Below are 22,226 nucleotides of genomic sequence, written 5' to 3' on the forward strand. Positions count from 1 at the left end.
TGGCTTTCAATAATATTTGCTTATTTTACTAGTATAAACAATTACGGATTAAAAAAATAAATTAGCGTAAATTTATCTTTGATAAAAATTAAAACAAACGATATGGGCATGTTTCATTATTACGATTTACCAAGTGCAGAAATTTTTGTTTTCGACGATTTTCTAATTTGTCAAATAGGTGAAGGTATGGAAATTCATCCAGAGCATAATACAAACTTGAAGGAAGTGATTGAAAAGCATTTTTTAGGTAAAAATATTGGCTACATATCCAATCGTGTTAACTCCTACTCCGTGGACCCGCTGACCTATGTTGAAACCGAAAAAATCCCTAATCTAATAGCCATGGCTATAATTCCTGAAACAGAAGTTATGCGAAAGAATGCCGAATATGAACGCAATTTTTATGATAAACCTTATGAAATATTCAACTGTTTAGGTGATGCCATTAACTGGATTCATTGTCTCATTAGAGAAGAAACAAATTCATAAATAAAAAAAGCCGCTTATATGCGGCTTTTTTCAATTCTATTGGTTTAAAAATTCAATTAGAATTTTCTACCAATACCCAAACCAACTACTAGTGGGTTAATATCCACTTCTACAGGTAAAATACCTGCTCCTGTGTTCACTTCAACATCTGTTGAGATTAATAATTGCTTCACATCTAGGTTTAAAAACCACTTGTCATTTAAATTATAATCAACACCTACTTGAAATGAAAACCCAAATGTGTTTTCATAATCCATATCAACTACATCACCTTCATCTATCCCGTAAAAAATGGTATAATTAATACCAGCACCTAAATATGGTTTAAAATCTCCAAAATAAAAGTGGTATTGTAGATTTAATGTTGGAGGTAATAACCACGCATGACCTAAATCCGTTGTTCCCAAATTATTACCAACTTCTACATCGTGTTTGGTAGTTGCTAAAATTAATTCAGCAGCTATATTTTTAGTAAAGAAGTATGTAAAATCTAATTCTGGAACAAAGGTTGTAGAAATATCCACATCTGCACCTGGGATGTCATCACCTGGCGAAGGAATAACAGCAATTACCCTAAAACGCGCTTGCCACTTACTGTAATCATCATTGGAAGTTTGATTCTCTTGCGCTTGCGCATTAAATATAAAGGCAAACACTAATAACGTACTAAAAATTATTTTTTTCATGGTATAAAGTTTAAAATTATACCCCAAAAGTAATTTCATTAAATGCTTTAAACACTGACAAAAATCATAGGTGAAAATTACACGTAGTAATGTGCTATGATTCAATGAACTAAATTTTATAAATAAATTAAACTTTCTTTAAACATTTAAAATTTGATAAATATTTGATAAATTTTATCAATAAAGTTAAAAAGATAGACAGTTAATCGTATTTTTACAGCACCTTAACCTATTTTTTACGACTATGGAAATTAACAATTATATTGATCACACCCTTCTTAAACCTACTGCCACACAAAAGGAAATAAAAACGCTTTGTGATGAAGCCAAAGAGTACCGCTTTTTTAGTGTTTGTGTTAATGGTTTTTATGTACCTTTAGCTAAAGAGCTTTTAACAAAATCCAATGTTAAAGTTTGTGCTGTGGTTGGTTTTCCTTTAGGAGCTATGACAACCGAAGCCAAAGTTTTTGAAGCTAAGAAAGCTATTGAAGATGGTGCCGATGAAATTGATATGGTCATTAACATTGGCATGCTTAAAAGTAAAAGTTACGTTAATGTTTATACAGATATCCGCGATGTAAAAGTGGCTATTGGTTCTAAAACGCTGAAGGTTATATTAGAAATTAGTGAACTATCTAAAAACGAAATCATAAAGGCTTGTCAGATTTGCTTGGATGCCAAAGCCGACTTTATAAAAACATCAACAGGGTTTTCTAAAGGTGGCGCCACCTTAACGGCTGTAAAAATGATTCGGAAAACAATAAAAGATGGTGCTAAAATAAAAGCATCAGGTGGTATTCGTAATTTAGGAACTGCTAAAAAATATATTGAGGCTGGTGTGGACAGAATAGGTGCATCATCAGGTGTTTCTATTATGGAGGAACTAGCCAAGGAATAACAAAAAATTTAATCTAATTATGAGCGTACACATTGAAGCCAAAAAAGGAGAAATTGCTGAAACCATTCTTTTACCTGGCGATCCACTTCGAGCCAAATGGATAGCCGAAACGTTTTTAGACAATCCAAAATGTTTCAATAAGGTCCGCAATATGTTTGGATACACTGGGACTTTTAATGGGAAACCTATATCTGTTATGGGAACCGGAATGGGTGTTCCAAGTATTTCTATTTATGCCCATGAGCTTATTAATGAATTTGGAGTAAAAAACTTAATTCGCGTTGGTAGTGCTGGATCCTATCAAGAACATGTAAAAGTTAGAGACATTGTTTTAGCTATGGCAGCATCATCAAATTCTGGTGTTAATGAATTGCGTTTTGGTGGCGCCGATTACGCGCCTACAGCCGATTATAATTTATTCCAAAAAGCAGTAGACATAGCTAAAAGTAAAAACATTCCTATTAAAGCGGGAAACGTTTTTACTTCAGATGAGTTTTATGCAGACAATTTTGAGTCTTATAAAAAGTGGTCTAAATTTGGTGTGCTTTGTGTAGAAATGGAAACTGCTGGACTTTATACCATTGCGGCTAAACACAATGTTAATGCTTTGACTATTTTAACCATTTCAGATTCTTTAGTTACTGGAGAACGCACGACAAGTCAAGAGCGTGAAACCACATTTAAAGATATGATTGCTATTGCTTTAGATTTAGCTTAAACACATACATCATAATGCATATGAGGTTTTTAATGGCACTTGTTCTTATTGGATTTTTATCATTATCAAGTTGTGCGGAAAAATCTGACGATACCACATTAACAACACTTTACTTTATACGTCACGCCGAAAAAGACCGAAGTAATCCGAACAATAAAGACCCGCATTTAACCGCCACCGGAAATCAGAGAGCCATATATTGGTCTGAAGTTCTTAAAAACGTGAAATTTGAGGCCATATATTCATCTGACTATAAACGTACTGTTGAAACCGCTTCACCCACAGCCAAAAACAACAACCTAAAGATTCAGATTTATAATGCCAACATTTTAGATACTGATAAATTGTTAAGCGAAAACAGAGGTAATAACGTGCTAATTGTTGGACATAGTGATACCACACCCAAATTTGTAAATAAATTTTTAGGAACGGAAAGTTACCAAGATATTGATGACAGTAATAATGGGAATTTGTACATCCTAACCTTTACAGATACTATGATTAAGGATTTACTTCTAGTGGTGAACCCTCAATAATATTCTCCAATTCTATTTTAGAAAGTAATTTTAATTGTTCTTTTTCAAACAAATCATCTAAATCTTCTACTGAAACACCTTCGGCTTCTGGTTTATAATTATTGTAATCTACAAAACGTAAACCTCCAACATAGCGTTCGTTAAAAGCTTCACGAAAACGGAATCCAACACCATCCGCTTCCTCATAAGAATAGGCCAAATAATCTACTTTAAAAGTTTCTGTTTGAATCCAGTATATGAATTCATCTTCAAAATCTTCTCCGCCACCCTCTTCATTAAAAGTGACTTTAATTTTGTAGTATGGCACGTCTTTTATTGTAACCTTCCCTATTAACTGCTTATTTACAGCAGCATCATTTAAACCATGAGGTAGTATGGCAAAATAATGCACTGAATTTACAGAAGCACTTAATTTTGCTGCAGTAGTATCAGCTAACATGACCTGTTTTTCATCAATATATCGTTCAAATCCATTATTATCAATATAGTCTTGAACAAACCCAACAGAATCTTTATGAAACTCCCTAATCAAAGAATAATAACCATTATAACGAGCGGCATGATATTGTATATCTCTAAATTGAAAGGAATATGACGACCTGTCCAACTTATTACCACCAGCAACTTTTATGGCTTTGTTTACAATGTCGTTAGCGGTCAGCTCTTTTTTAGAAGACTCACAACTAGCAATAAATAAAACGATTAATACAAAGGCTAAATGTTTCATGTTTACTATATTTCTAATTTCTGTCGTAAATCTAATGAATACTTACAGCATAAATTCGAAAAGCAATCATAATTTATTTACCTTTGAATTCTATGCAGAACACCATTAACATAAAGAATAAAAAGGCTAAATTTCAATATGAAATTTTAGATAAATACACTGCTGGTATAGTATTGACTGGTACTGAAATAAAATCTATTAGAGCTAGTAAGGCGTCCATAGCTGAAAGTTTTTGCGAGTTTAATGAACAGGGTGAATTATTTGTTATTAATATGACCGTTGAAGAATATATGTACGGCACATATTATAACCACAGACCAAAAGCAGAACGTAAATTATTACTAAACAAACGCGAATTAAAAAAATTGGAAAAAGAGGTTAGAAATACGGGTTTAACCATTATTCCATTACGTTTATTCATTAATGATAAGGGCTACGCAAAACTCGTTATTGCTTTGGCTAGAGGTAAAAAATTATTCGACAAACGTGAAACCATTAAAGATCGGGATAATAAAGTCCGTTTAGATCGTATTAAGAAAAGCTTTTAAAGTATACTCATGAAGAAAACCCTCATAATTATGGTCTTTTTAATGACTGTTTCGCAAATTCAGGCACAAATACTGCTAGACCCAAGCTCTAGAAAAGTTGGTAGTATTGATGCTATTATTAATGAACTATACCATGTTAATTCTGGTAAAAAAGGATACGACCGCAATTGGGCAGATTTCAAGTACTTGTTTTATCCAGGTGCAAAAATTATCCCCACAGGCCCTAGTTTAGACGGGAATCATTTAGCGAAATTTATGACACCTGATGAGTATAAAAAAAGCTCGGAAGAGTGGCTAAAAGAAAATGGCTATTTTGAAAAAGAAATTAACCGGAAAATGGAAGTTTTTGGTAATATAGCTCATGTTTTTAGCACGTTTGAAGCCTACCATAGTCCTACCGATCCTTATCCGGCACTTCGTGGAATTAAGAGTATTCAGTTATTAAATGATGGATTACGTTGGTGGATTGTTAACGTTTATTGGATGCAGGAAACCCGAACCAAACCAATTCCTCGAGATTATTTACCAGATTAATTATATCACATTAGCTATCAGGATATGTTTTATGAGAATAGACCAAGAATAACTTTAGAAAAATCGACATTAGATGTTTTTCTAGACGTTTTTTCGTTTGGAATTCTTCTTTTAACCCTGTTATATATCATTTTAAATTATAGCCAATTACCAGAACAAGTTCCTATGCATTTTAACCACTCGGGAAAAATAACCCGTTATGGTGATAAAAGCAGTATTTGGTTTCTTAATTTAATAGGCTTTGCAACCGTTTATGGGCTTTTTTATTTGAATAAATTTCCGCATATTTTTAATTATGCACAGAAAATAACCACCCAAAATGCCCAGAAATTATATGTAGAAGCTACACGATTAATTCGTTTTTTAAATGTCTGTATTGCTTTTTTATTTGCAATCATTTCTTTTGAAATCGTTCAAGTCAGCTTACACAAAACAGATTCTATAAGTAACTTTTCCAATTATCTATTAATGGGAATTGTAATCCTAATGACTATTGGTCCAATAATATATGTTGTTGTCAGTTTAATAAAGAAAAAAACCTAGTTTTTATCTTCTAATAAAGGAACAAATCTAAATTCGCCGTATTCATGCTTTTCGAATTCCTTGATACCTTTTCTAATAAATAAGGTCATGGTTTGAACATCATCCCCAACAGGAATAACCAATCGTCCACCAATTGCCAATTGACTCAATAATGGATTTGGAACAAACGGCGCACCAGCCGTAACAATAATGCCTTTAAAAGGTGCTTCTTCCTTTAAACCAATATAACCATCACCGAAAATTAATTTTTTAGCACGATATCCTAATTTCGGTAAAAATTTACTTGTTTTTTTAAACAATTCATGCTGCCTTTCAATGCTATAAACTTGCGCACCAAGCTCACATAAAACAGCTGTCTGATAACCACTTCCTGTACCTATTTCTAAAATTTTATCGCCTTTTTCTATTTGTAGTAATTCCGTTTGAAACGCCACGGTATACGGTTGCGAAATAGTTTGGTCCGCCGCAATAGGAAATGCTTTATCTTGATAAGCATGATCTAAAAAACCAGAATCCATAAACAAATGACGTGGAATTTTACCAATAGCATTTAGCACATCAGTATTTATAATTCCTTTATCTTTAACAACCTGAACTAGCTGTTGGCGCATGCCTTTATGCTTAAATGTATCCTTCAAAATATCTTTTTTTTAAAGTCTAAAATTACACAAACATTTCATGGGTTAAAATTAAAATCCGTCTAAATTATCCACATTTTAGAATCGGATATTTTATGTCTATTTTCACAGAAATAAATAGCGAAAACCTTATTTTTGTTCAAAACGATAAAAAATGATAAAAGCTGGTGTTTTAGGCGCAGGCCATTTAGGTAAAATTCATTTACGGTTATTAAACCAATCTGATAAATATGAATTAGTTGGATTTTACGATGCAGATGAAGAAAATGCAAAGAAAGTAGAAGCTGAATTTGGATACAAATATTTCAACACTATTGAAGCGCTTATAGCCGCTGTTGATATGGTAGATATTGTAACTCCTACCCTTTCGCATTACGATTGTGCCAAAAAAGCTATTGCCAAAGGCAAGCATATTTTTATTGAAAAACCCATTACTAATACGATTGAAGAAGCTGAAGAAATTCGCGAACTTCTTGCCCAGCACAATATTCGTGGACAAGTTGGACATGTGGAGCGTTTTAATCCCGCTTTTATAGCGGTTAAAGATAAAATTGAAAACCCCATGTTTATTGAAGCGCACCGCTTAGCCGAATTCAATCCGCGTGGCACAGATGTTCCTGTTGTTTTAGATTTAATGATTCATGATATTGATATTATTTTAAGTGTCGTAAAATCTAAAGTTAAAAGTGTTTCAGCAAGTGGTGTTTCGGTTATCAGTGACACACCAGATATTGCCAACGCTCGTATTGAGTTTGAAAATGGCTGCGTTGCCAATTTAACAGCCAGTCGTATTTCTTTAAAAAACATGCGTAAAACACGTTTCTTTCAACGTGATGCTTACATTTCTGTCGATTTTCTAGAGAAGAAATGTGAAGTCGTAAAAATGAAAGATGCACCAGAAATTCCAGGCGATTTTGATATGGTATTACAGAATGCGGAAGGTGTTAAAAAACAAATCTACTTTGATAATCCAGAGGTAACCACTAATAACGCCATTTTAGACGAATTGGAAACTTTTGCTGATGCTATTAAAAACAATACTAAACCCATTGTTACACTTCATGATGGCACAGAAGCTTTACGTGTAGCAACCATGATTATAGAGCAGTTTTAATATGTTCCAACCGGAAAGAAGTGAATAATAACACAAACCAAAAGGTTTTAAAAAACAAACATCTCCGTACGAGATTAGTTGAAAGCTAAACAAGATAACATTAACAGCATTCCTTTTTTTAATAGGAATAAAAAGATTTTTTTATGAAAAACATTGCAGTAATAGGAGCCGGAACCATGGGAAATGGTATTGCACATACCTTTGCCCAAAGCGGTTTTAAAGTTCAATTAATTGATATTAGTGAAGCCTCATTAAAAAGAGGCATGGATACCATTTCTAAAAATTTAGATCGTATGGTTTCTAAAGAAAAAATTACAGAAGCGCAAAAGCAAGAAACACTAGATAATATTACCACTTATACAGATGTTGTAGAAGGTGTTGAATATGCGAGTTTAGTGGTGGAAGCAGCAACAGAAAATATTGATTTGAAGCTTAAAATTTTCAAGCAATTGGATGAGGCTTGTTCTGAAGATACGATTTTGGCAACCAACACATCGTCTATTTCTATTACACAAATAGCAGCAGTTACCAACAGACCGAGCCAAGTAATTGGTATGCACTTTATGAATCCTGTGCCTATTATGAAGTTAGTAGAAATTATTCGTGGCTATAACACGAGTGATGCTGTAACAAACACCATAATGGAGCTATCTAGAAAATTAGGAAAAACCCCAACGGAAGTAAATGATTATCCTGGTTTTGTGGCTAACCGAATATTAATGCCTATGCTAAATGAATCTATTGAAACGTTATACAATGGCGTTGCTGGTGTTGAAGAAATTGATACGGTTATGAAGTTAGGTATGGCACATCCAATGGGTCCATTACAACTAGCAGATTTTATTGGATTAGATGTTTGTTTATCTATTCTAAATGTGATGTATGACGGTTTCAAAAACCCAAAATATGCGCCATGTCCATTGTTAGTAAATATGGTTAGAGCTGGTAAACTAGGTGTTAAATCTGGTGAAGGTTTTTATGATTATTCAGAAAGTCGTAAGGCCGAACATGTGGCGAAGCAGTTTATAAAATAAGACTTGAAGTAATTTGGCACAATACGAAATTAGTAACTAATAAAATGAGATTTCCGCTTTAGCAGCAAATAAACATGGCTAAAATAATTCCTTTTAAAGCAGTTCGTCCAACGCGAGACAAAGTCAGTCTTGTTGCGGCACGATCCTATCAAAGCTATACGCCTGAACAACGAGAATCTCGATTACGCGATAATCCGTTTTCGTTTTTGCACATTGTAAATCCTGGCTATCGTTTTGACAAAGAAATATCTGGCATTGAGCGCTATTCTTTAGTTAAGAACAGGTATTTGGAATTTAAGGAGGATACTATTTTCATTCAAGATGAGCGGCCTGCGTATTATGTATATAGAATTGTAGATCGAGAAAATCAGGAATTTAATGGCATTGTAGCTGCTGTAAGCGCCGTAGATTATGAAAGTAATGTAATTAAAAAACACGAGGACACCATTGAACACCGTGAAGTAATTTTCAAAGATTACCTTAAAACAGTTGGTTTTAATGCCGAACCTGTACTCCTAACCTATCCGGATAATGCCGTAATAAAAGGTATTATTTCTAAAAAGCAAAAGGAACGCGCGGAATACGAATTTACAACCACATACCGAGATACACATTACTTGTGGAAGGTAGATAAACCAGAACTACTTGATCGTATAGAAGCAGAATTTAAAAAAATGCCTCATATTTATATTGCCGATGGTCATCATAGGTCATCATCGTCTTATTTGTTATACAAAGATTTAAAAGCTGCAAATCCAAACCATAAAGGCACTGAACCGTATAGTTTTTTTATGAGCTATTTGATTCCAGAATCGGATTTACGGATTCATGAATTCAACCGGTTAATTAAAGATTTAAACGGTTTATCTAAAGAAGCTTTTTTAATTGAATTAGATACCATTTATCGCATTGAAAATCGTGGTACAATTCCTTATAAACCATCTAAAAAACATCATTTTAGTATGTATTTAGATGGCGAGTTTTATTCTCTATACTTACGGAAATCGGCCTACAGCAGCGGAACCTCATTAGATGGTTTGGATGCCCAAATTCTTTTTAAAACCATTTTAGAGCCTATATTAGGAATTGTGGACTTACGAAACGATGACCGCATTATGTATATGAATGGTAAGAAAGACATAGTGAACATTAAGAATAATGTGGATAGCGGTGATTTTGCTGTTGGGTTTGGTATGGTTCCTGTAACTATAGAGGAAATGAAACAAATTGCAGACGACGGTTTAAAAATGCCACCAAAATCGACATTTATTGAGCCCAAGTTACGCAGTGGTGTCACCATTTACGAATTTTAATGAAATACATCTATTTTTTCATATGTAGTTTAATTACAGGCGCTGTCTGTTCTCAAAATGAACGTGATACAACAATTCATGAAATCATTTATCCATCATTATATACTAATTATCAATTAGCTAAAAGTGAAATACTAAAACTTGAAGAAACGTATGGTTATGAAACTAATTTAAAATATTTTCTATTAGATAGAAGTTTTGAAAATGGTGATATAGAATTTTTTAAAGCAGAATTAACGATTCTCGTTAGAGATTATGGCTTTAATTTAGCCTACGAACCTGAAGGCAAAACCTATTATGAATCTATTACAGTTGGTGATTTAGCAAATTGGTTTAAAACCATGTACCTGAAAAATCATTTTATCTGGTTGGACACTAATTTTTTAAAGCAAGCCGATTTACAACAGTTAAATAGTTTAAAAGACAAAACAAGCATGTATTCCAAAGTACGTTATGCTTTGGATCAAAAAGTCACATTGGATTCTGTGCAAAAACAAGAACAGAAAAAAGTATTTGAAGATATAGCTTTCGAGAATTTATCTGAGTTATATGCACTAACCAGAAAAATTGATAAATATCCCACTGGAAAAAATTTCGCATTAATTCAAAATAGTTTCGCGCTGTTAGAATATCAAAATTTTGGCATTGAGCGCAATTTTGAAAGGACTTGGATACTTTTTGAACCCTTTTATAAAAAGGCTTATTTAGAACACGCTATAGATTATATCATTTATAAAAATTATGATAACTATAGTTTCATTCATTATAAAAATCAGCGTTACGGTTTAATATCCATTTTTGATATTCCGGAAGACTATCAAGGAGATTTGTTTTCCATACCTATTCGCGACTTAGAATATGCCAATAAAATTAAATCAGATTTTAATTGGAAAAAATAATATATACCATGTCCATTAAACAGAATTTACTTAATCTAAAAAACCAAATTCCCGAACGTGTAACACTTGTGGCTGTTTCGAAAACGAAGCCCAATAGTGATATTATGGAAGCCTATGATGCCGGCCAGCGTGTTTTTGGAGAAAATAAAATTCAGGAAATGGTTGATAAATTTGAAACCTTACCTAAAGATATTTCTTGGCATATGATTGGTCATGTACAACGCAACAAAGTAAAGTATATGGCGTCCTTTGTGAACTTAATTCACGGCATGGATAGTTTTAAACTCCTTAAAGAAATTAATAAACAAGCCAAAAAAGAGACACGCATTATAGATTGTCTTTTACAGATAAAAATTGCAGAAGAAGATTCTAAATTTGGTATGGCCAAGGTAGATGCTGTCAATATGTTGAAATCCAATGCCTTCAAGGAACTTCAAAATGTGCGAATCACAGGTGTTATGGGAATGGCAACTTTTACAGATGACCAAAATCAAGTGACAGCAGAATTCAACAGACTAAAAACTATTTTTGACGAACTCAAAACCCTTCACGCCAATTTAGAAATTATTTCTATGGGCATGAGTGGTGATTATGAGTTAGCAATAAACTGTGGAAGTAATATGATTCGTGTAGGAAGTAGTATCTTTGGCGAACGCAATTATTAAAGCTTAAAATTAAATTACATCTAATACAAATTAAATAATAGCAAACTTATTTACGCAATTCTCGACATAGAAACCACTGGTGGAAAATACAATGAAGAAGGTATTACTGAAATAGCCATTTATAAATTTGATGGTCATAAGGTGGTGGACCAATTTATTAGTTTAGTAAACCCAGAACGTGAAATTCAACCTTTTGTCGTAAATCTAACCGGTATTAATAGTAATATGTTACGTACAGCTCCCAAGTTTTATGAGGTAGCTAAACGTATTGTTGAAATGACGGAAGATTGTATTATTGTTGCGCATAACTCCCAATTTGATTATCGGATTTTAAAAACGGAATTCACGCGATTAGGGTTTCCGTTTAAACGCAAAACGCTATGTACTGTGGAGTTATCTAAAAAACTAATTCCAGGACAAGACTCTTATAGTTTGGGGAAATTAGCTCGTTCCTTGGGAATTCCTGTAAGTGATAGACATCGAGCCAATGGCGATGCTATGGCAACGGTTAAATTATTTAAAATGCTACTTTCTAGAGATTTGGAAAAGCTCATTGTAAAAGATGCTATTCAAGTTGAAGCAAAAAAAGAGATGGCGGCAAACCTAAAAAATATCATTAAGGAGCTTCCACATATTACTGGTGTTTATTACATTTATAATGCAGAAGGTACTATAATTTATATAGGAAAAAGCAATAATATTAAAAACAGAATCAGTCAGCATTTTACCAGCAGTAGTACGAAGTCGAAAAAACTTCAACGAGATGCCGCTGCGGTTACCTACGAACATACCGGTAGCGAATTGGTTGCTTTATTAAAAGAAAGCGAAGAAATAAAACGAAATAAACCCATTTTTAATAGAGCGCTACGCCGAAACATTTTTACACATGCTTTGTATTCTTTTAAAGATGCTAATGGCTATATTAATTTAATGATAGATAAGGCTGATGGCCGTAAAAAACCAATCACAACGTTTACAAATAGACAAAGTGCAAAAAGTTTCTTATTTAATGCAGTAGAAGAATTTCAATTGTGTCAGAAATTAACGGGACTTTATCCAACAAAAAACAGTTGCTTTAATTATGACATCAAACAATGTTTAGGTGCTTGCATTCAAGAAGAATCTCCGGAGGATTATAATAAACGTGTTTTGCAGTTAATTACTAAAAATAGCTATAATAATCAAAATATGGTTATTATTGATCGTGCGCGTGAGGTAGATGAACGTAGTGCTATTCTTATAGAAAATGGCCTTTTTAAAGGTATCGGGTATTTCAATTTAAATTATCAAATAACCAATATGGATGTTTTACAATCTGTAATTACACCTATGGAAAACAATCGTGACGCCCAACATATTATTAAGAGTTACTTAAGGAAAAACAAAAAACTGAAAATTATAAAACTGAATAACTAAATGGTTGTTATAAACTTTTAGTATTTTTAAAATTATGGGTACAAAACCTTATAAGAGATGGCAAGGTAGACTTCATGAAATAATTTATGAGGCAGATACACCTGCTGGAAAATTATTTGATGTTGTTTTATTAATTGTAATTATTGCTAGTATCCTTTTGGTAATGCTTGAAAGTGTTAAGAGCATTGATGCGCAATACCACATGTTTTTAGATATTTCGGAGTGGATAATAACAATACTTTTTACTATTGAGTATATTTTACGAATAGTGACGGTAAAAAAGCCGCTAAAATATATTACTAGCTTTTATGGTATTATTGATTTACTGTCTACACTGCCAAAATATTTATCTCTAATTTTTGCTGGCACACATGCTTTAGTAGCCTTACGTGCCTTACGTTTATTACGCGTATTTAGAATTTTAAAATTAGCACGCTTTATGGGTGCTTCCAATCATTTGGCAACAGCCATAAAAGCTAGTCGTGCTAAAATATCCGTATTTCTATTTGCAGTGATTATTGTTGCTACCATTTTTGGTACAATTATGTATCTCGTAGAAGGAGAAGCTAGTGGTTTTAATAACATCCCAAGAAGTATTTATTGGAGTATTGTAACCTTAACAACTGTAGGATATGGCGATATTGCTCCTGTAACACCACTAGGTCAATTTATAGCTTCAATTATTATGGTATTGGGTTATGGCATTATTGCAGTCCCAACGGGTATAGTTTCTGCCGAGTATACAAGAAAAATGAATAGCGATGACGTTAATAACAAGCCCGTAGTTAATGCCGTGCCGCCGCATCCTAGTGACGTAGATTTAAACTCGCTATCCTGTTCCAATTGTTTAGCCCAAGACCACAAGGATAAGGCAAAATACTGCCATAAATGCGGGCATTCTTTAGAATTTGAACCTTCAAAATAGCAATGAAAATTTAAGTATGCCTAGAAAATACCTTATTTCCATTGTTGGACCAACAGCCATAGGTAAAACGGCGTTGAGCATTAAGCTTGCACAGCATTTTAATACGGATATTATCTCGGCAGATTCCAGACAATTTTTCAAAGAAATGCAAATTGGAACGGCCGCTCCAACAGCTGCGGAACTTCAAGAGGCTAAGCATCATTTTATTCATCATAAATCCATTGAAGACCCATATAGTGTTGGTGCTTTTGAAAAAGATGCAATAAACACGTTAACCGACTTGTTTAAAAAACAGGAAGTAGTTATCATGGTTGGTGGATCTGGATTATATGTAGATGCGGTTATAAATGGTCTTGACGAATTTCCGAAAGTTGATAAAAATATCAGAACGGCATTAAACGCACAATTAGAAACCGATGGTTTGCAAGTGCTACAATCTCAATTAAAAGAATTGGATGCCAACACGTATGCAAAAATAGCTTTAAATAACCCGCAACGTGTTATTCGTGCATTAGAAATTTGTATTGGCACAGGAAAACCGTATTCATCCTTTTTACAAAAATCATCAATTAAGCGAAATTTTAAAACGATAACCATTGGTTTAACTGCAGAACGCGAAACGATTTACGCGCGTATTAATAAGCGTGTTGATATCATGATGGAACATGGATTACTAGAAGAAGCAAAAAGCCTTGAAGCAAAATCTCATTTAAATGCATTAAATACCGTTGGATACAAAGAGCTTTTTAATTATTTGGCTCATGAATGGTCATTAGATTTTGCCATTTCAGAAATCAAAAAAAATAGTCGCCGGTTTGCAAAAAGGCAACTTACATGGTTTAAACGGAATAGCAATACGCTTTGGTTTGATTACAAAACCGATATTAAAACAATCATTACCGATATAGAATCTGAAATGACCGCATAAAAAAACCAGCTAATTAGCTGGTTTTCTTTTTATGATAAGATCTATTAATCTTCTGATTCAGTATTAATTACCAATCTAAAACCTTCACCGTGAATATTAAGTATTTCTACTTTATCGTCTAGTTTTAAATACTTACGCAATTTAGCAATGTAAACATCCATACTACGTGAAGTGAAATAATTATCATCACGCCAGATTTTTGTTAAAGCTAACTCACGCGGCATCAAATCATTTTCATGTAAAGCTAATAAGCGTAAAAGCTCATTTTCTTTAGGTGATAATTTAATTTGTTCGCCACCATTATAGGTTAAAAAACGTAGTTTCGAATTTAATTCAAACCCACCAATAGTAAATTGAAACTGTTTACTATCTGCAACCGTTTCAGTAGCTTTACGCTGCATGATTGCTTTAATTTTCATCAGCAATACTTCACTATCAAATGGTTTATTTAGGTAATCGTCAGCACCTACTTTGTACCCTTTTAAAACATCTTCTTTCATAGCTTTAGCTGTTAAGAAAACAATAGGCACTTCCGTATTTTTCTCACGAATTTCTTTTGCTAACGTAAAACCATCTTTATATGGCATCATCACGTCTAGAATACACAAATCGAAATCATCTTTTTTGAACTTTTCGAAGCCTTCCATACCGTTTTTAGCATGTGTAACGTCATAATCATTCATCATTAAATAATCCTTTAAAATGGTTCCAAAATTTGGATCATCTTCTACTAATAAGATTTTTTTGTTTTGTTCTGTCATAGCTTTTACGATATTAATGGAAGTTTTATAATAAAGGTACTTCCTTTTTCTTTTTCACTTTCTACGGAAATGTGTCCTTGGTGATCTTCAACCATACGTTTTACGTATGCTAATCCCAGACCATGTCCTTTTACATTATGTATATTTCCCGTGTGTTCTCTATAAAATTTTTCAAACACATGCTTTAGCGCAGCTTTACTCATTCCACTGCCTTGATCTTTAATTTTTAACAAGATGTTTGTTCCTACGTTTTCGGTGTAAACATCAATTTTTGGTGGTTCTGGAGAATATTTAACGGCATTATCCAGAATATTTACGATAACATTTGTAAAGTGTGTTTCATTTGCTAAAACTGAAGATTGTTCTGCATTCAAATGTGTATGAATGTAGCCTTTTCTGTCTTCCACTATTAATTCAATATGCGTAATGGCATCTTCAATTAGTTCGTGGAGATCCACACGGTCTTTACTAATATTTAGTTCGTTTTTTTCAAGTTTAGATATTCTTAATACGTTTTCTACTTGCGCATGCATACGTTTATTCTCGTCACGTATCATTTGTAAATAGCGAGCCACACGCTCTTTATCATCAATAACCTTTGGGTTCTTAATGGCATCCAAGGCCAAATTAATTGTTGCAATTGGTGTTTTAAACTCATGCGTCATGTTATTTATAAAATCTGATTTTATTTCAGATATTTTACGCTGCCTGAATAACTGTAATAAGGCGCTTGAGTAGGCAATGATAATAATAGATGTGAAAATTATGGACAATAATGTCATTCTAATAATGGATGACTGTATAAACTTATTCCGTGTTGGAAAATTAACTAATAGCTTATAATTATTGTTATTATTCTCATTTGAAAAAATAGAAACACTAAACGTTCCTGGTTGTAATTCAAAATTATCTGTTTGTATTTTAGTTGCTAAATCATTACTGTAAATAGCAAACTCATAATCCAATTCAATATTGTCTTCTTTAAGCTTTTTTGATAGTAATCTGCGAATTTCATCATCGTAAACACGTTTATGAATAGGTATTCTACTGCTTAAATCTTTAAACGCTTCATCAAAACTAATCCGTTCTGCTGGCGTAATCCGTCCCGATTTCATTAAACTTAAAATAGGGTTTTCTGGCAAATCGTTATCCAGCGTTGGTTGATTACTAAAAATTTTAGTTTCTGACGTTCCTATAATACGCTTAATATTAAGGCTATCTAAACCGATGTCAAAGAGCGACGAAGATAACTTATGGTTTTCTTCTAAAATGCCACTTCTATATATAAAAGTTTCATTTGTATCATTAATTTGTGAAACGATGAATAGTTTTGAAATAGCTACGGTATCCGCTTGTTTCTTTTCATCAATTAGTGTTTGATACTTGTTATAGTAACTAAGCACTTCCTTTTCCTCAATTTCACGGGAGGTATAACTTAATGCCTTTTTTACATTAAAATTAAACTGATCCTCCTCGTTTTTTATGGAATTATTAATATAGTAAGCTTGGACAAATATTATACCAACAAGCGATAAACTCATTAATAACACCAATATGATGAATAACTTTTTGCTCATCGTTCAAAATTAACATTTTAACATTTAGCTATCTTAGCATTTAACCTTACATTAACAAAAATGTTAAAATTCAAGGTGTTTGTATAGCTTTTATAAGGTTCTGGTGCACTTTAATCACCTGCTTTTTAGTCGCATTCAAGTCTGTGTTTTCAATAACAAAGGTGGCCTTTTTTATTTTCTCCTGTTCGGGAAGTTGGTTATTTATTATGGCCTGTACTTGTGCTTTGGTTCTTTGATCACGTGCTATGACGCGTTCAATTCTGATGCTTTCGGGTGCAGTGACCAATATGGTAAAATCACAATCTTTTTCACCTCCATGTTCAAATAAAATAGCGTTTTCTTTTAAAACATAATCCGTTTGTTGTTTTTCTGTCCACTTTTTAAAGTGGCTTGCTACTTTAGGGTGTACAATGGCATTCATAGCTTTTAGCAAATTTTTATCATTAAAGATGGCTTCTGCTAAAAATGGTCGGTTTAATTTTTGGTTTTTGTAGGCTTCGTCTCCAAATAATGCTATGAGTTTGCGTTTAATTACTTTTGAACGATTCATCAGTGCTTTGGCTTCGTCATCTGCAAAGTAAGTTGGAACACCTAATTGCCCAAACAATTTAGCTACAGTGGTTTTACCACTACCAATTCCGCCAGTTAAACCTACTATTTTCATTCCGTAATAATATATTCTATTTGATCATGATTTATTTTTACATGCCGTAAAACTTCTGGCTGCTTTGTTAACTTTGGTATTAAAAACGTTTGATTTTTAGACACTTCTGAAAAATCGCAAACAATTTCAAAGTCCGATGCTGTAATAGATTTATAGTTTGATAAACTTGTATAATAAGAAACGGTAATTTTTTTTGGATAATACTTCAAATTAATATCTTCAGGTACATTAATAATAGTAACTGGAATTTTTAATTTACCTTCTGTAAATTTTGTAACCGTCGCGGCTACATGAGTCTGTTTATTAGAAAATTCTAATTCATTTTGATTTTCGGGTAACTTTAATAAAACAGTGGTAATAATATTCTCTTTAACATCCTGAAGTTTGAGCGTATCTGTTTCAATAAAATCGATGGCCGAAACCAATACGTTAGGTCCAATAATTTTAATGGAATCAGGACTTAATTCAAATGATTCTAAAATGTCGTAGCCTATAGCATAATTAATTTTAGCATTTATTTTAATTGGCACCTTTTTAATGGCGTTTAAATCATATTTAAAATATAATGTATCTGGATTAATATTTACAACCTCAACGGCTTTATCAAATTGTGAAATTACATCTAGGAAGGCCGTATTTTTATTCCAAATATAAAGACTATCGGTTTTGGTAATGTTATGACTGAAATCGATATTAATTTTGGGTTTCTTAAAATAGTACTTCAACAAATTAAAACCTTGAGCTTTTAAGCCTACTCGCAAAGTCTTTTGATGATCATCAAAAACAACATGAGCTTCTGGCACATTCACTTTATTAATTTGAAATGTGATGGTGTTAACGTAGGTATTTGAAAGCTTCAGTAAAATAAGTACACTAAAAGACATGATTAAGAATAAAAAGAACACATTGATTCTTTTATTCTTTATAGCCTTTAGCAATTTAGATTTTAGAGTATTAATCATTTGTTTTTAAAGAATAATTCCGGAAAAATTTCCTCTGGCTTTTTACCACTTACCTTTAATATAGTAATTGATTTTATAAAACTATAACCATACCCAATAAATTGTATGCTCGTAGCACATATTGCTTGAATTGCTATAACGAAGTTTCGCGTGCTAAATAAAGCAACTAAAAATACGATTAAAAAATATGTACCATAAAGTAATAAGAGTTGCATGCAGTTTAAAGCGGCTAAAACTATAGCTAAAACAAAACCTAAAATAAAAATAGTAGGAAACCAATATGTGATTTTTTTTGATTCCGGATGCCATACATTTAGAATAGGTCGAACTAATCCAAACTTTGAGACCTGTTTATAAAATTTGGACCACGAAATACGTCGTTTATGATATACGAAAGCTTCTGGAATTAACGCTGTTTCATATCCTAATTTCCAAAGTCTTAAAGATAAGTCAGGATCTTCACCTGGATGAATATTTCCAAAACCACCTGTTTTAAGGAAGGCTTTTTTAGACAATCCCATATTAAAACTTCGCGGTTGAAATTTATTTATTTGTGTTTTATTTCCTCTTATTCCACCTGTAGTAATAAACGCTGTCATAGAGAAATTAATAGCTTTCTGCAGGTTACTAAATGAACTATGGGCTGCATCTGGTCCGCCAAAACAATCTACATAATTATCCGTTAAAAATAATTTAACAATATTTAAATAATTAGGAGGTAAAATACAATCAGAATCCAAAATGATAAAATAATTACCCTTGGCATGTTGCATCCCATAATTTCGGGAATCACCTGGCCCGGAATTTTCTTTAACCAAATACGTAATATTTAGTTGATCTTGAAAATTGGCAATAACATTTTTTGATGGCAAGGTAGATCCATCCTCAATAATAACTATTTCAAAATTTTCATTACTGTTTAGGTTGCTAAAGCTTTGCAATAGCTCATCAATCTCGTTTGGTCGATTAAAAACAGGTATAATAAAAGAAAATGCTAATTCCATTTAACAAATGTAATTAAACAATAAAAAAAACCACCCAGTTGGGTGGTTTTTAAAATTAATATTTGAAACTATTTTTTAATTTTTAATAATTCGTATTGTTTCAGATATGTTATTAATCATGACCTTCATAAAGTATGCTCCAGCTTGTAAAGATGTCATATCAACATCGGCAGAAACTGTATTAGGTGCTACACGTAATACTTCTTGACCTAACATATTATAAACTGCAACATCTTGAATATTTTGTTGTGCGTTTAATGTTAAGGCATTGCTTACTGGGTTTGGATAGTATGTAAACAATTCCTGTTGTTGGAAATCTTCAACACTTAAGGTAGAACTATAAGCAGATACCTGGAAGTTAATGGTTGCATTATTACCATATTCCCAAACTCTGAAATAAATAGTTTCTCCTGCTAATGAAGGATCTGAAATAGAAACCAACGGGTATAAACCATCATCACTATCATCATCATTACATTCAATTAACACCAACGAACCACAAGCACCTGAATATGCTGCTCCTCCAGCATCTCCACCACCACCGGTTGGGTTAGCATTCATTTCCAAAACAATATTACCGTCTGCAGGTACCACTACCGAATACCACATATCACCTCCGTTATAACTTGCACAGCCTGGCGCAAGTTCCCCAGAAGATGTTGTGGCGAATTCATTACTACCAATTACAGGGTTATCCGTAAAAACAACGCCAGGTGTTAACATTATGGCACCACTACAAACATCGTTTACTGGAGGACAGCCGTTAACAACAAAATTGCCTAAATCAATATCACAGGCGGCATCCGAATGAACTAATGTTAGATCTACAGCTGTACCAAAAGGATATGGACCTGCTTGTGTTATACCTGTTCCTGTTATAGGGTAGGTTGTTGTTCCATCGCTAATTTCAGTTCCATCATTTACGGCATCTATATTAACATCTACAAAATATTGGTTATTTGTACAATCAATATTTGTGGATGATTCTGCAACAGAAGCTCCAGTACAGTTTAATTGTGTAATATCCAATGTGTATGAGGTTGATTGAGGTGCTGGCCATGAGGAAATTACCACGTAATAAGTAGTTCCTCCAGTAAGCGTAATAGCTGGTAAACTATAGGTAGTTCCTGCGGTTGCTGTATGATATGCTACAACGGACGTAAACGGACAGCCTTCAAACAACCAAAAGCCAATCCAACCATCTTCTGTATCACTCAAATCAAAATTATAAGTTCCATCCGTAGCTGGAGTAAATTCATATACCACATCGTCTCCAGAAATATAAGACGCACTACCTGTTCCATTCGTATATTGCGCACCCGCTAATGGTGGTACATCCGCTCCTATGTAATCATTACCATAAGCACTTGTATTATCCGTGGTGTTATAAGGTACTGATGTAACTACAATAGCATCTTCACAAACGGCACCTACAGGCGCAGATCCGGTTGTAAAGCTCCATACTGGACAACCTGTTGCTTCTGTTGTTTCATTAACTGGTTTAATTATCCAATATAACAATGTATCATAACCTGTTAGCGTTAACGCAGCATTAGTATCTGTATAGTTTCCTATTAAACCATAATCATCGCCTGCTGGTGTTTCTCCTGCATATAAATTGTATGAAGTTGGCGTAGGTCCTGTTGTTGGTGCTTCCCACGAAAAAGTAACATTTCCTGTAGCTACATCCACGGCGCCATCAGCTGGCGTTGGATTAATTGCACAATTTGGCTCAGGAGCTAAAGTTCTAAAAGATAATACGGCAGACCAATTACTTAAGCCATTCGTATCACAATTTGCTTGCACATAAAAATCGTAATCTGTTGCTTGCGTTAATCCCGAAGCACTATCGGTTAAAACACCTGTTCCAGTGGTACCAGATGCAATTGCTGTTGCAACTTCTGGAGCCGCACCAGATGCCATTATTACCCATTCGTAACCTAGTGTAGCCTCTACCACGGTATCCCAACTAACATCTGCTGTTGTTTGTGTTGGCACAACCACTGTATTAGTGGGTGTTGGACAGGTTGGTGTTTCTTCAACTAATACATCATCCAAATTTAAAGATGCACCATCAACACCGTTGTAGTTGAAAATAATTTGAACATTACTTTGACCAGCATACGCTGCTAAATTTAATTCAACTTCATACCAAACAAAGTTATCAAATACACCAAAATCAGCCTCTTGCCATAAAACAGTTTCTGTTGTACCATCTGTTGCACTTACGACGAAGTCGTAATTCTCATTTGGATCAATAGCCCAAAAGTAGCTCATGTTAAACCAAAATTTTAATCTTGGATTTACACTAGCGGATAAATCTAAAACGGGAGTAGTTAACGATTCGTCCTGCGGAACAAGAGCGGGGTCATAAACAACTTGTGCTGATGCTGCACCGGAATTAGGAACTATAGCTGTAGACAGCGTCCAAGTTTCACTCGTGTTTACCTGTGTTAAAGTCCATCCTGCTGGAGGGACAGCCGTTTCAAATCCTTCAGTTAAATATTGACCATAGCTTACTACAGTAAATAAACTGAAAACAAAAAACATAAATGTAATTTTTTTCATGATAATCTTTAGTTTTAATTAATTAGCCATTAAAGTAGTAAAGAACTACCTCTTATCCAAACAATTAAATCAGAAATAG

The 22,226-nt window shown here is 33.4% G+C and carries 24 protein-coding genes; 15 read left to right on the top strand and 9 right to left on the bottom strand.

Translation table 11 applies throughout. The features are described 5' to 3' along the window. The first annotated feature begins 102 nt into the window (after nucleotides 1-102). Nucleotides 103-489, top strand: a complete 387-nt coding sequence (locus ACFPH8_RS11580) for a hypothetical protein (RefSeq protein ID WP_376861115.1) — start codon at nucleotides 103-105, stop codon at nucleotides 487-489. A gap of 56 nt (nucleotides 490-545) precedes the next feature. On the opposite strand, the gene ACFPH8_RS11585 is transcribed toward ACFPH8_RS11580, so the two are convergent. Further along, nucleotides 546-1,175, bottom strand: a complete 630-nt coding sequence (locus ACFPH8_RS11585; protein WP_248398829.1) for an OmpW/AlkL family protein — start codon at nucleotides 1,173-1,175, stop codon at nucleotides 546-548. A gap of 244 nt (nucleotides 1,176-1,419) precedes the next feature. On the opposite strand from ACFPH8_RS11585, the gene deoC reads away from it, so the two are divergent. The 3 genes from deoC to ACFPH8_RS11600 are packed head-to-tail and all read left to right on the top strand — an operon-like array spanning nucleotide 1,420 to nucleotide 3,327. Further along, nucleotides 1,420-2,073, top strand: a complete 654-nt coding sequence (deoC, locus tag ACFPH8_RS11590; protein WP_248398826.1) for a deoxyribose-phosphate aldolase — start codon at nucleotides 1,420-1,422, stop codon at nucleotides 2,071-2,073. A gap of 19 nt (nucleotides 2,074-2,092) precedes the next feature. Next, nucleotides 2,093-2,791 (top strand): purine-nucleoside phosphorylase, encoded by a 699-nt coding sequence (gene deoD, locus ACFPH8_RS11595; RefSeq protein ID WP_248398823.1) that lies wholly within the window; start codon nucleotides 2,093-2,095, stop codon nucleotides 2,789-2,791. A gap of 32 nt (nucleotides 2,792-2,823) precedes the next feature. Continuing rightward, nucleotides 2,824-3,327: a SixA phosphatase family protein gene (locus ACFPH8_RS11600; RefSeq protein WP_376861118.1), complete on the top strand. Its 504-nt coding sequence runs from the start codon at nucleotides 2,824-2,826 to the stop codon at nucleotides 3,325-3,327. Here ACFPH8_RS11600 and ACFPH8_RS11605 read toward each other — a convergent pair. Continuing rightward, nucleotides 3,293-4,054 (bottom strand): DUF6503 family protein, encoded by a 762-nt coding sequence (locus tag ACFPH8_RS11605; protein WP_376861120.1) that lies wholly within the window; start codon nucleotides 4,052-4,054, stop codon nucleotides 3,293-3,295. The genes ACFPH8_RS11600 and ACFPH8_RS11605 overlap by 35 nt on opposite strands. 92 nt (nucleotides 4,055-4,146) lie before the next feature. Here ACFPH8_RS11605 and smpB point away from each other — a divergent pair, with 92 nt between their 5' ends. From smpB to ACFPH8_RS11620, 3 genes are read left to right on the top strand one after another with little or no spacing between them, the layout of a single operon-like run. Further along, nucleotides 4,147-4,602 carry an SsrA-binding protein SmpB gene (gene smpB / locus ACFPH8_RS11610; RefSeq protein WP_248398814.1) on the top strand — a complete coding sequence of 152 codons (456 nt, stop codon included), beginning with the start codon at nucleotides 4,147-4,149 and terminating at the stop codon, nucleotides 4,600-4,602. A 9-nt stretch (nucleotides 4,603-4,611) separates the two neighbouring features. Continuing rightward, on the top strand, nucleotides 4,612-5,136 hold the full coding sequence (locus ACFPH8_RS11615) for a hypothetical protein (protein ID WP_376861122.1): 525 nt from the start codon (nucleotides 4,612-4,614) through the stop codon (nucleotides 5,134-5,136). 24 nt (nucleotides 5,137-5,160) lie between these two features. Next, entirely contained in the window at nucleotides 5,161-5,679 is a 519-nt protein-coding gene (locus ACFPH8_RS11620; protein WP_376861124.1) for an SdpI family protein, read from the top strand. Here the strand turns inward: ACFPH8_RS11620 and ACFPH8_RS11625 are convergent. Beyond that, a complete protein-coding gene (locus tag ACFPH8_RS11625; RefSeq protein ID WP_376861126.1) occupies nucleotides 5,676-6,317 on the bottom strand; it encodes a protein-L-isoaspartate(D-aspartate) O-methyltransferase in 642 nt (213 codons plus the stop codon). The two genes, ACFPH8_RS11620 and ACFPH8_RS11625, sit on opposite strands and share 4 nt — an antisense overlap. Before the next feature lie 154 nt (nucleotides 6,318-6,471). Here ACFPH8_RS11625 and ACFPH8_RS11630 point away from each other — a divergent pair, with 154 nt between their 5' ends. The 8 genes from ACFPH8_RS11630 (at nucleotide 6,472) to miaA (ending at nucleotide 14,611) form a co-directional block, all read left to right on the top strand. Then, nucleotides 6,472-7,431, top strand: a complete 960-nt coding sequence (locus tag ACFPH8_RS11630; RefSeq protein ID WP_376861128.1) for a Gfo/Idh/MocA family protein — start codon at nucleotides 6,472-6,474, stop codon at nucleotides 7,429-7,431. A gap of 143 nt (nucleotides 7,432-7,574) precedes the next feature. Further along, complete coding sequence (locus ACFPH8_RS11635) at nucleotides 7,575-8,465, top strand: 3-hydroxyacyl-CoA dehydrogenase family protein (RefSeq protein WP_248398800.1); 891 nt, start codon at nucleotides 7,575-7,577, stop codon at nucleotides 8,463-8,465. A gap of 74 nt (nucleotides 8,466-8,539) precedes the next feature. Next, the gene (locus ACFPH8_RS11640; RefSeq protein WP_376861130.1) at nucleotides 8,540-9,778 is read left to right on the top strand and encodes a DUF1015 domain-containing protein; all 1,239 of its coding nucleotides are present in this window, start codon (nucleotides 8,540-8,542) and stop codon (nucleotides 9,776-9,778) included. Next, nucleotides 9,778-10,677, top strand: coding sequence for a hypothetical protein (locus tag ACFPH8_RS11645; protein ID WP_376861132.1), 900 nt, complete (start codon nucleotides 9,778-9,780; stop codon nucleotides 10,675-10,677). The genes ACFPH8_RS11640 and ACFPH8_RS11645 overlap by 1 nt, the downstream gene beginning before the upstream one ends. Nucleotides 10,678-10,685: 8 nt before the next feature. Next, nucleotides 10,686-11,342, top strand: a complete 657-nt coding sequence (locus ACFPH8_RS11650) for a YggS family pyridoxal phosphate-dependent enzyme (protein WP_376861230.1) — start codon at nucleotides 10,686-10,688, stop codon at nucleotides 11,340-11,342. A 48-nt stretch (nucleotides 11,343-11,390) separates the two neighbouring features. Then, nucleotides 11,391-12,758 (top strand): exonuclease domain-containing protein, encoded by a 1,368-nt coding sequence (locus ACFPH8_RS11655; RefSeq protein ID WP_376861232.1) that lies wholly within the window; start codon nucleotides 11,391-11,393, stop codon nucleotides 12,756-12,758. Nucleotides 12,759-12,792: 34 nt separating this feature from the next. Then, nucleotides 12,793-13,683 carry an ion transporter gene (locus ACFPH8_RS11660; RefSeq protein WP_376861134.1) on the top strand — a complete coding sequence of 297 codons (891 nt, stop codon included), beginning with the start codon at nucleotides 12,793-12,795 and terminating at the stop codon, nucleotides 13,681-13,683. Nucleotides 13,684-13,699: 16 nt separating this feature from the next. Further along, nucleotides 13,700-14,611: a tRNA (adenosine(37)-N6)-dimethylallyltransferase MiaA gene (gene miaA / locus ACFPH8_RS11665; RefSeq protein ID WP_376861135.1), complete on the top strand. Its 912-nt coding sequence runs from the start codon at nucleotides 13,700-13,702 to the stop codon at nucleotides 14,609-14,611. Between the two features lie 44 nt (nucleotides 14,612-14,655). Here the strand turns inward: miaA and ACFPH8_RS11670 are convergent, their stop codons facing one another. From ACFPH8_RS11670 to ACFPH8_RS11695, 6 genes are all read right to left on the bottom strand, one after another. Further along, nucleotides 14,656-15,372 carry a response regulator transcription factor gene (locus ACFPH8_RS11670; RefSeq protein WP_066251445.1) on the bottom strand — a complete coding sequence of 239 codons (717 nt, stop codon included), beginning with the start codon at nucleotides 15,370-15,372 and terminating at the stop codon, nucleotides 14,656-14,658. A 5-nt stretch (nucleotides 15,373-15,377) separates the two neighbouring features. After that, on the bottom strand, nucleotides 15,378-16,949 hold the full coding sequence (locus ACFPH8_RS11675) for a sensor histidine kinase (RefSeq protein ID WP_248398784.1): 1,572 nt from the start codon (nucleotides 16,947-16,949) through the stop codon (nucleotides 15,378-15,380). A gap of 70 nt (nucleotides 16,950-17,019) precedes the next feature. Then, nucleotides 17,020-17,613, bottom strand: coding sequence for a dephospho-CoA kinase (coaE, locus tag ACFPH8_RS11680; RefSeq protein WP_376861138.1), 594 nt, complete (start codon nucleotides 17,611-17,613; stop codon nucleotides 17,020-17,022). After that, nucleotides 17,610-18,497 carry a YbbR-like domain-containing protein gene (locus tag ACFPH8_RS11685; RefSeq protein ID WP_248398779.1) on the bottom strand — a complete coding sequence of 296 codons (888 nt, stop codon included), beginning with the start codon at nucleotides 18,495-18,497 and terminating at the stop codon, nucleotides 17,610-17,612. The genes coaE and ACFPH8_RS11685 overlap by 4 nt, the downstream gene beginning before the upstream one ends. A 74-nt stretch (nucleotides 18,498-18,571) precedes the next feature. After that, nucleotides 18,572-19,579, bottom strand: coding sequence for a glycosyltransferase family 2 protein (locus ACFPH8_RS11690; protein ID WP_376861140.1), 1,008 nt, complete (start codon nucleotides 19,577-19,579; stop codon nucleotides 18,572-18,574). Between the two features lie 75 nt (nucleotides 19,580-19,654). Further along, nucleotides 19,655-22,147, bottom strand: coding sequence for a T9SS type A sorting domain-containing protein (locus ACFPH8_RS11695; protein WP_376861142.1), 2,493 nt, complete (start codon nucleotides 22,145-22,147; stop codon nucleotides 19,655-19,657). Nucleotides 22,148-22,226: the final 79 nt, after the last annotated feature.

It is taken from the genome of Bizionia hallyeonensis, from assembly GCF_042657385.1.
Classification (GTDB): domain Bacteria; phylum Bacteroidota; class Bacteroidia; order Flavobacteriales; family Flavobacteriaceae; genus Algorimicrobium; species Algorimicrobium hallyeonense.

Excerpts from the sequence above, each read along its gene's own strand:
- ACFPH8_RS11580 (WP_376861115.1), top strand. The coding sequence starts at position 103 with ATGGGCATGTTTCATTATTACGATTTACCAAGTGCAGAAATTTTTGTT.
- ACFPH8_RS11585 (WP_248398829.1), bottom strand. The coding sequence starts at position 1,175 with ATGAAAAAAATAATTTTTAGTACGTTATTAGTGTTTGCCTTTATATTT.
- deoC (WP_248398826.1), top strand. The coding sequence starts at position 1,420 with ATGGAAATTAACAATTATATTGATCACACCCTTCTTAAACCTACTGCC.
- deoD (WP_248398823.1), top strand. The coding sequence starts at position 2,093 with ATGAGCGTACACATTGAAGCCAAAAAAGGAGAAATTGCTGAAACCATT.
- ACFPH8_RS11600 (WP_376861118.1), top strand. The coding sequence starts at position 2,824 with ATGGCACTTGTTCTTATTGGATTTTTATCATTATCAAGTTGTGCGGAA.
- ACFPH8_RS11605 (WP_376861120.1), bottom strand. The coding sequence starts at position 4,054 with ATGAAACATTTAGCCTTTGTATTAATCGTTTTATTTATTGCTAGTTGT.
- smpB (WP_248398814.1), top strand. The coding sequence starts at position 4,147 with ATGCAGAACACCATTAACATAAAGAATAAAAAGGCTAAATTTCAATAT.
- ACFPH8_RS11615 (WP_376861122.1), top strand. The coding sequence starts at position 4,612 with ATGAAGAAAACCCTCATAATTATGGTCTTTTTAATGACTGTTTCGCAA.
- ACFPH8_RS11620 (WP_376861124.1), top strand. The coding sequence starts at position 5,161 with ATGTTTTATGAGAATAGACCAAGAATAACTTTAGAAAAATCGACATTA.
- ACFPH8_RS11630 (WP_376861128.1), top strand. The coding sequence starts at position 6,472 with ATGATAAAAGCTGGTGTTTTAGGCGCAGGCCATTTAGGTAAAATTCAT.
- ACFPH8_RS11635 (WP_248398800.1), top strand. The coding sequence starts at position 7,575 with ATGAAAAACATTGCAGTAATAGGAGCCGGAACCATGGGAAATGGTATT.
- ACFPH8_RS11640 (WP_376861130.1), top strand. The coding sequence starts at position 8,540 with ATGGCTAAAATAATTCCTTTTAAAGCAGTTCGTCCAACGCGAGACAAA.
- ACFPH8_RS11645 (WP_376861132.1), top strand. The coding sequence starts at position 9,778 with ATGAAATACATCTATTTTTTCATATGTAGTTTAATTACAGGCGCTGTC.
- ACFPH8_RS11650 (WP_376861230.1), top strand. The coding sequence starts at position 10,686 with ATGTCCATTAAACAGAATTTACTTAATCTAAAAAACCAAATTCCCGAA.
- ACFPH8_RS11660 (WP_376861134.1), top strand. The coding sequence starts at position 12,793 with ATGGGTACAAAACCTTATAAGAGATGGCAAGGTAGACTTCATGAAATA.
- miaA (WP_376861135.1), top strand. The coding sequence starts at position 13,700 with ATGCCTAGAAAATACCTTATTTCCATTGTTGGACCAACAGCCATAGGT.
- ACFPH8_RS11670 (WP_066251445.1), bottom strand. The coding sequence starts at position 15,372 with ATGACAGAACAAAACAAAAAAATCTTATTAGTAGAAGATGATCCAAAT.
- ACFPH8_RS11675 (WP_248398784.1), bottom strand. The coding sequence starts at position 16,949 with ATGAGCAAAAAGTTATTCATCATATTGGTGTTATTAATGAGTTTATCG.
- coaE (WP_376861138.1), bottom strand. The coding sequence starts at position 17,613 with ATGAAAATAGTAGGTTTAACTGGCGGAATTGGTAGTGGTAAAACCACT.
- ACFPH8_RS11685 (WP_248398779.1), bottom strand. The coding sequence starts at position 18,497 with ATGTCTTTTAGTGTACTTATTTTACTGAAGCTTTCAAATACCTACGTT.
- ACFPH8_RS11690 (WP_376861140.1), bottom strand. The coding sequence starts at position 19,579 with ATGGAATTAGCATTTTCTTTTATTATACCTGTTTTTAATCGACCAAAC.
- ACFPH8_RS11695 (WP_376861142.1), bottom strand. The coding sequence starts at position 22,147 with ATGAAAAAAATTACATTTATGTTTTTTGTTTTCAGTTTATTTACTGTA.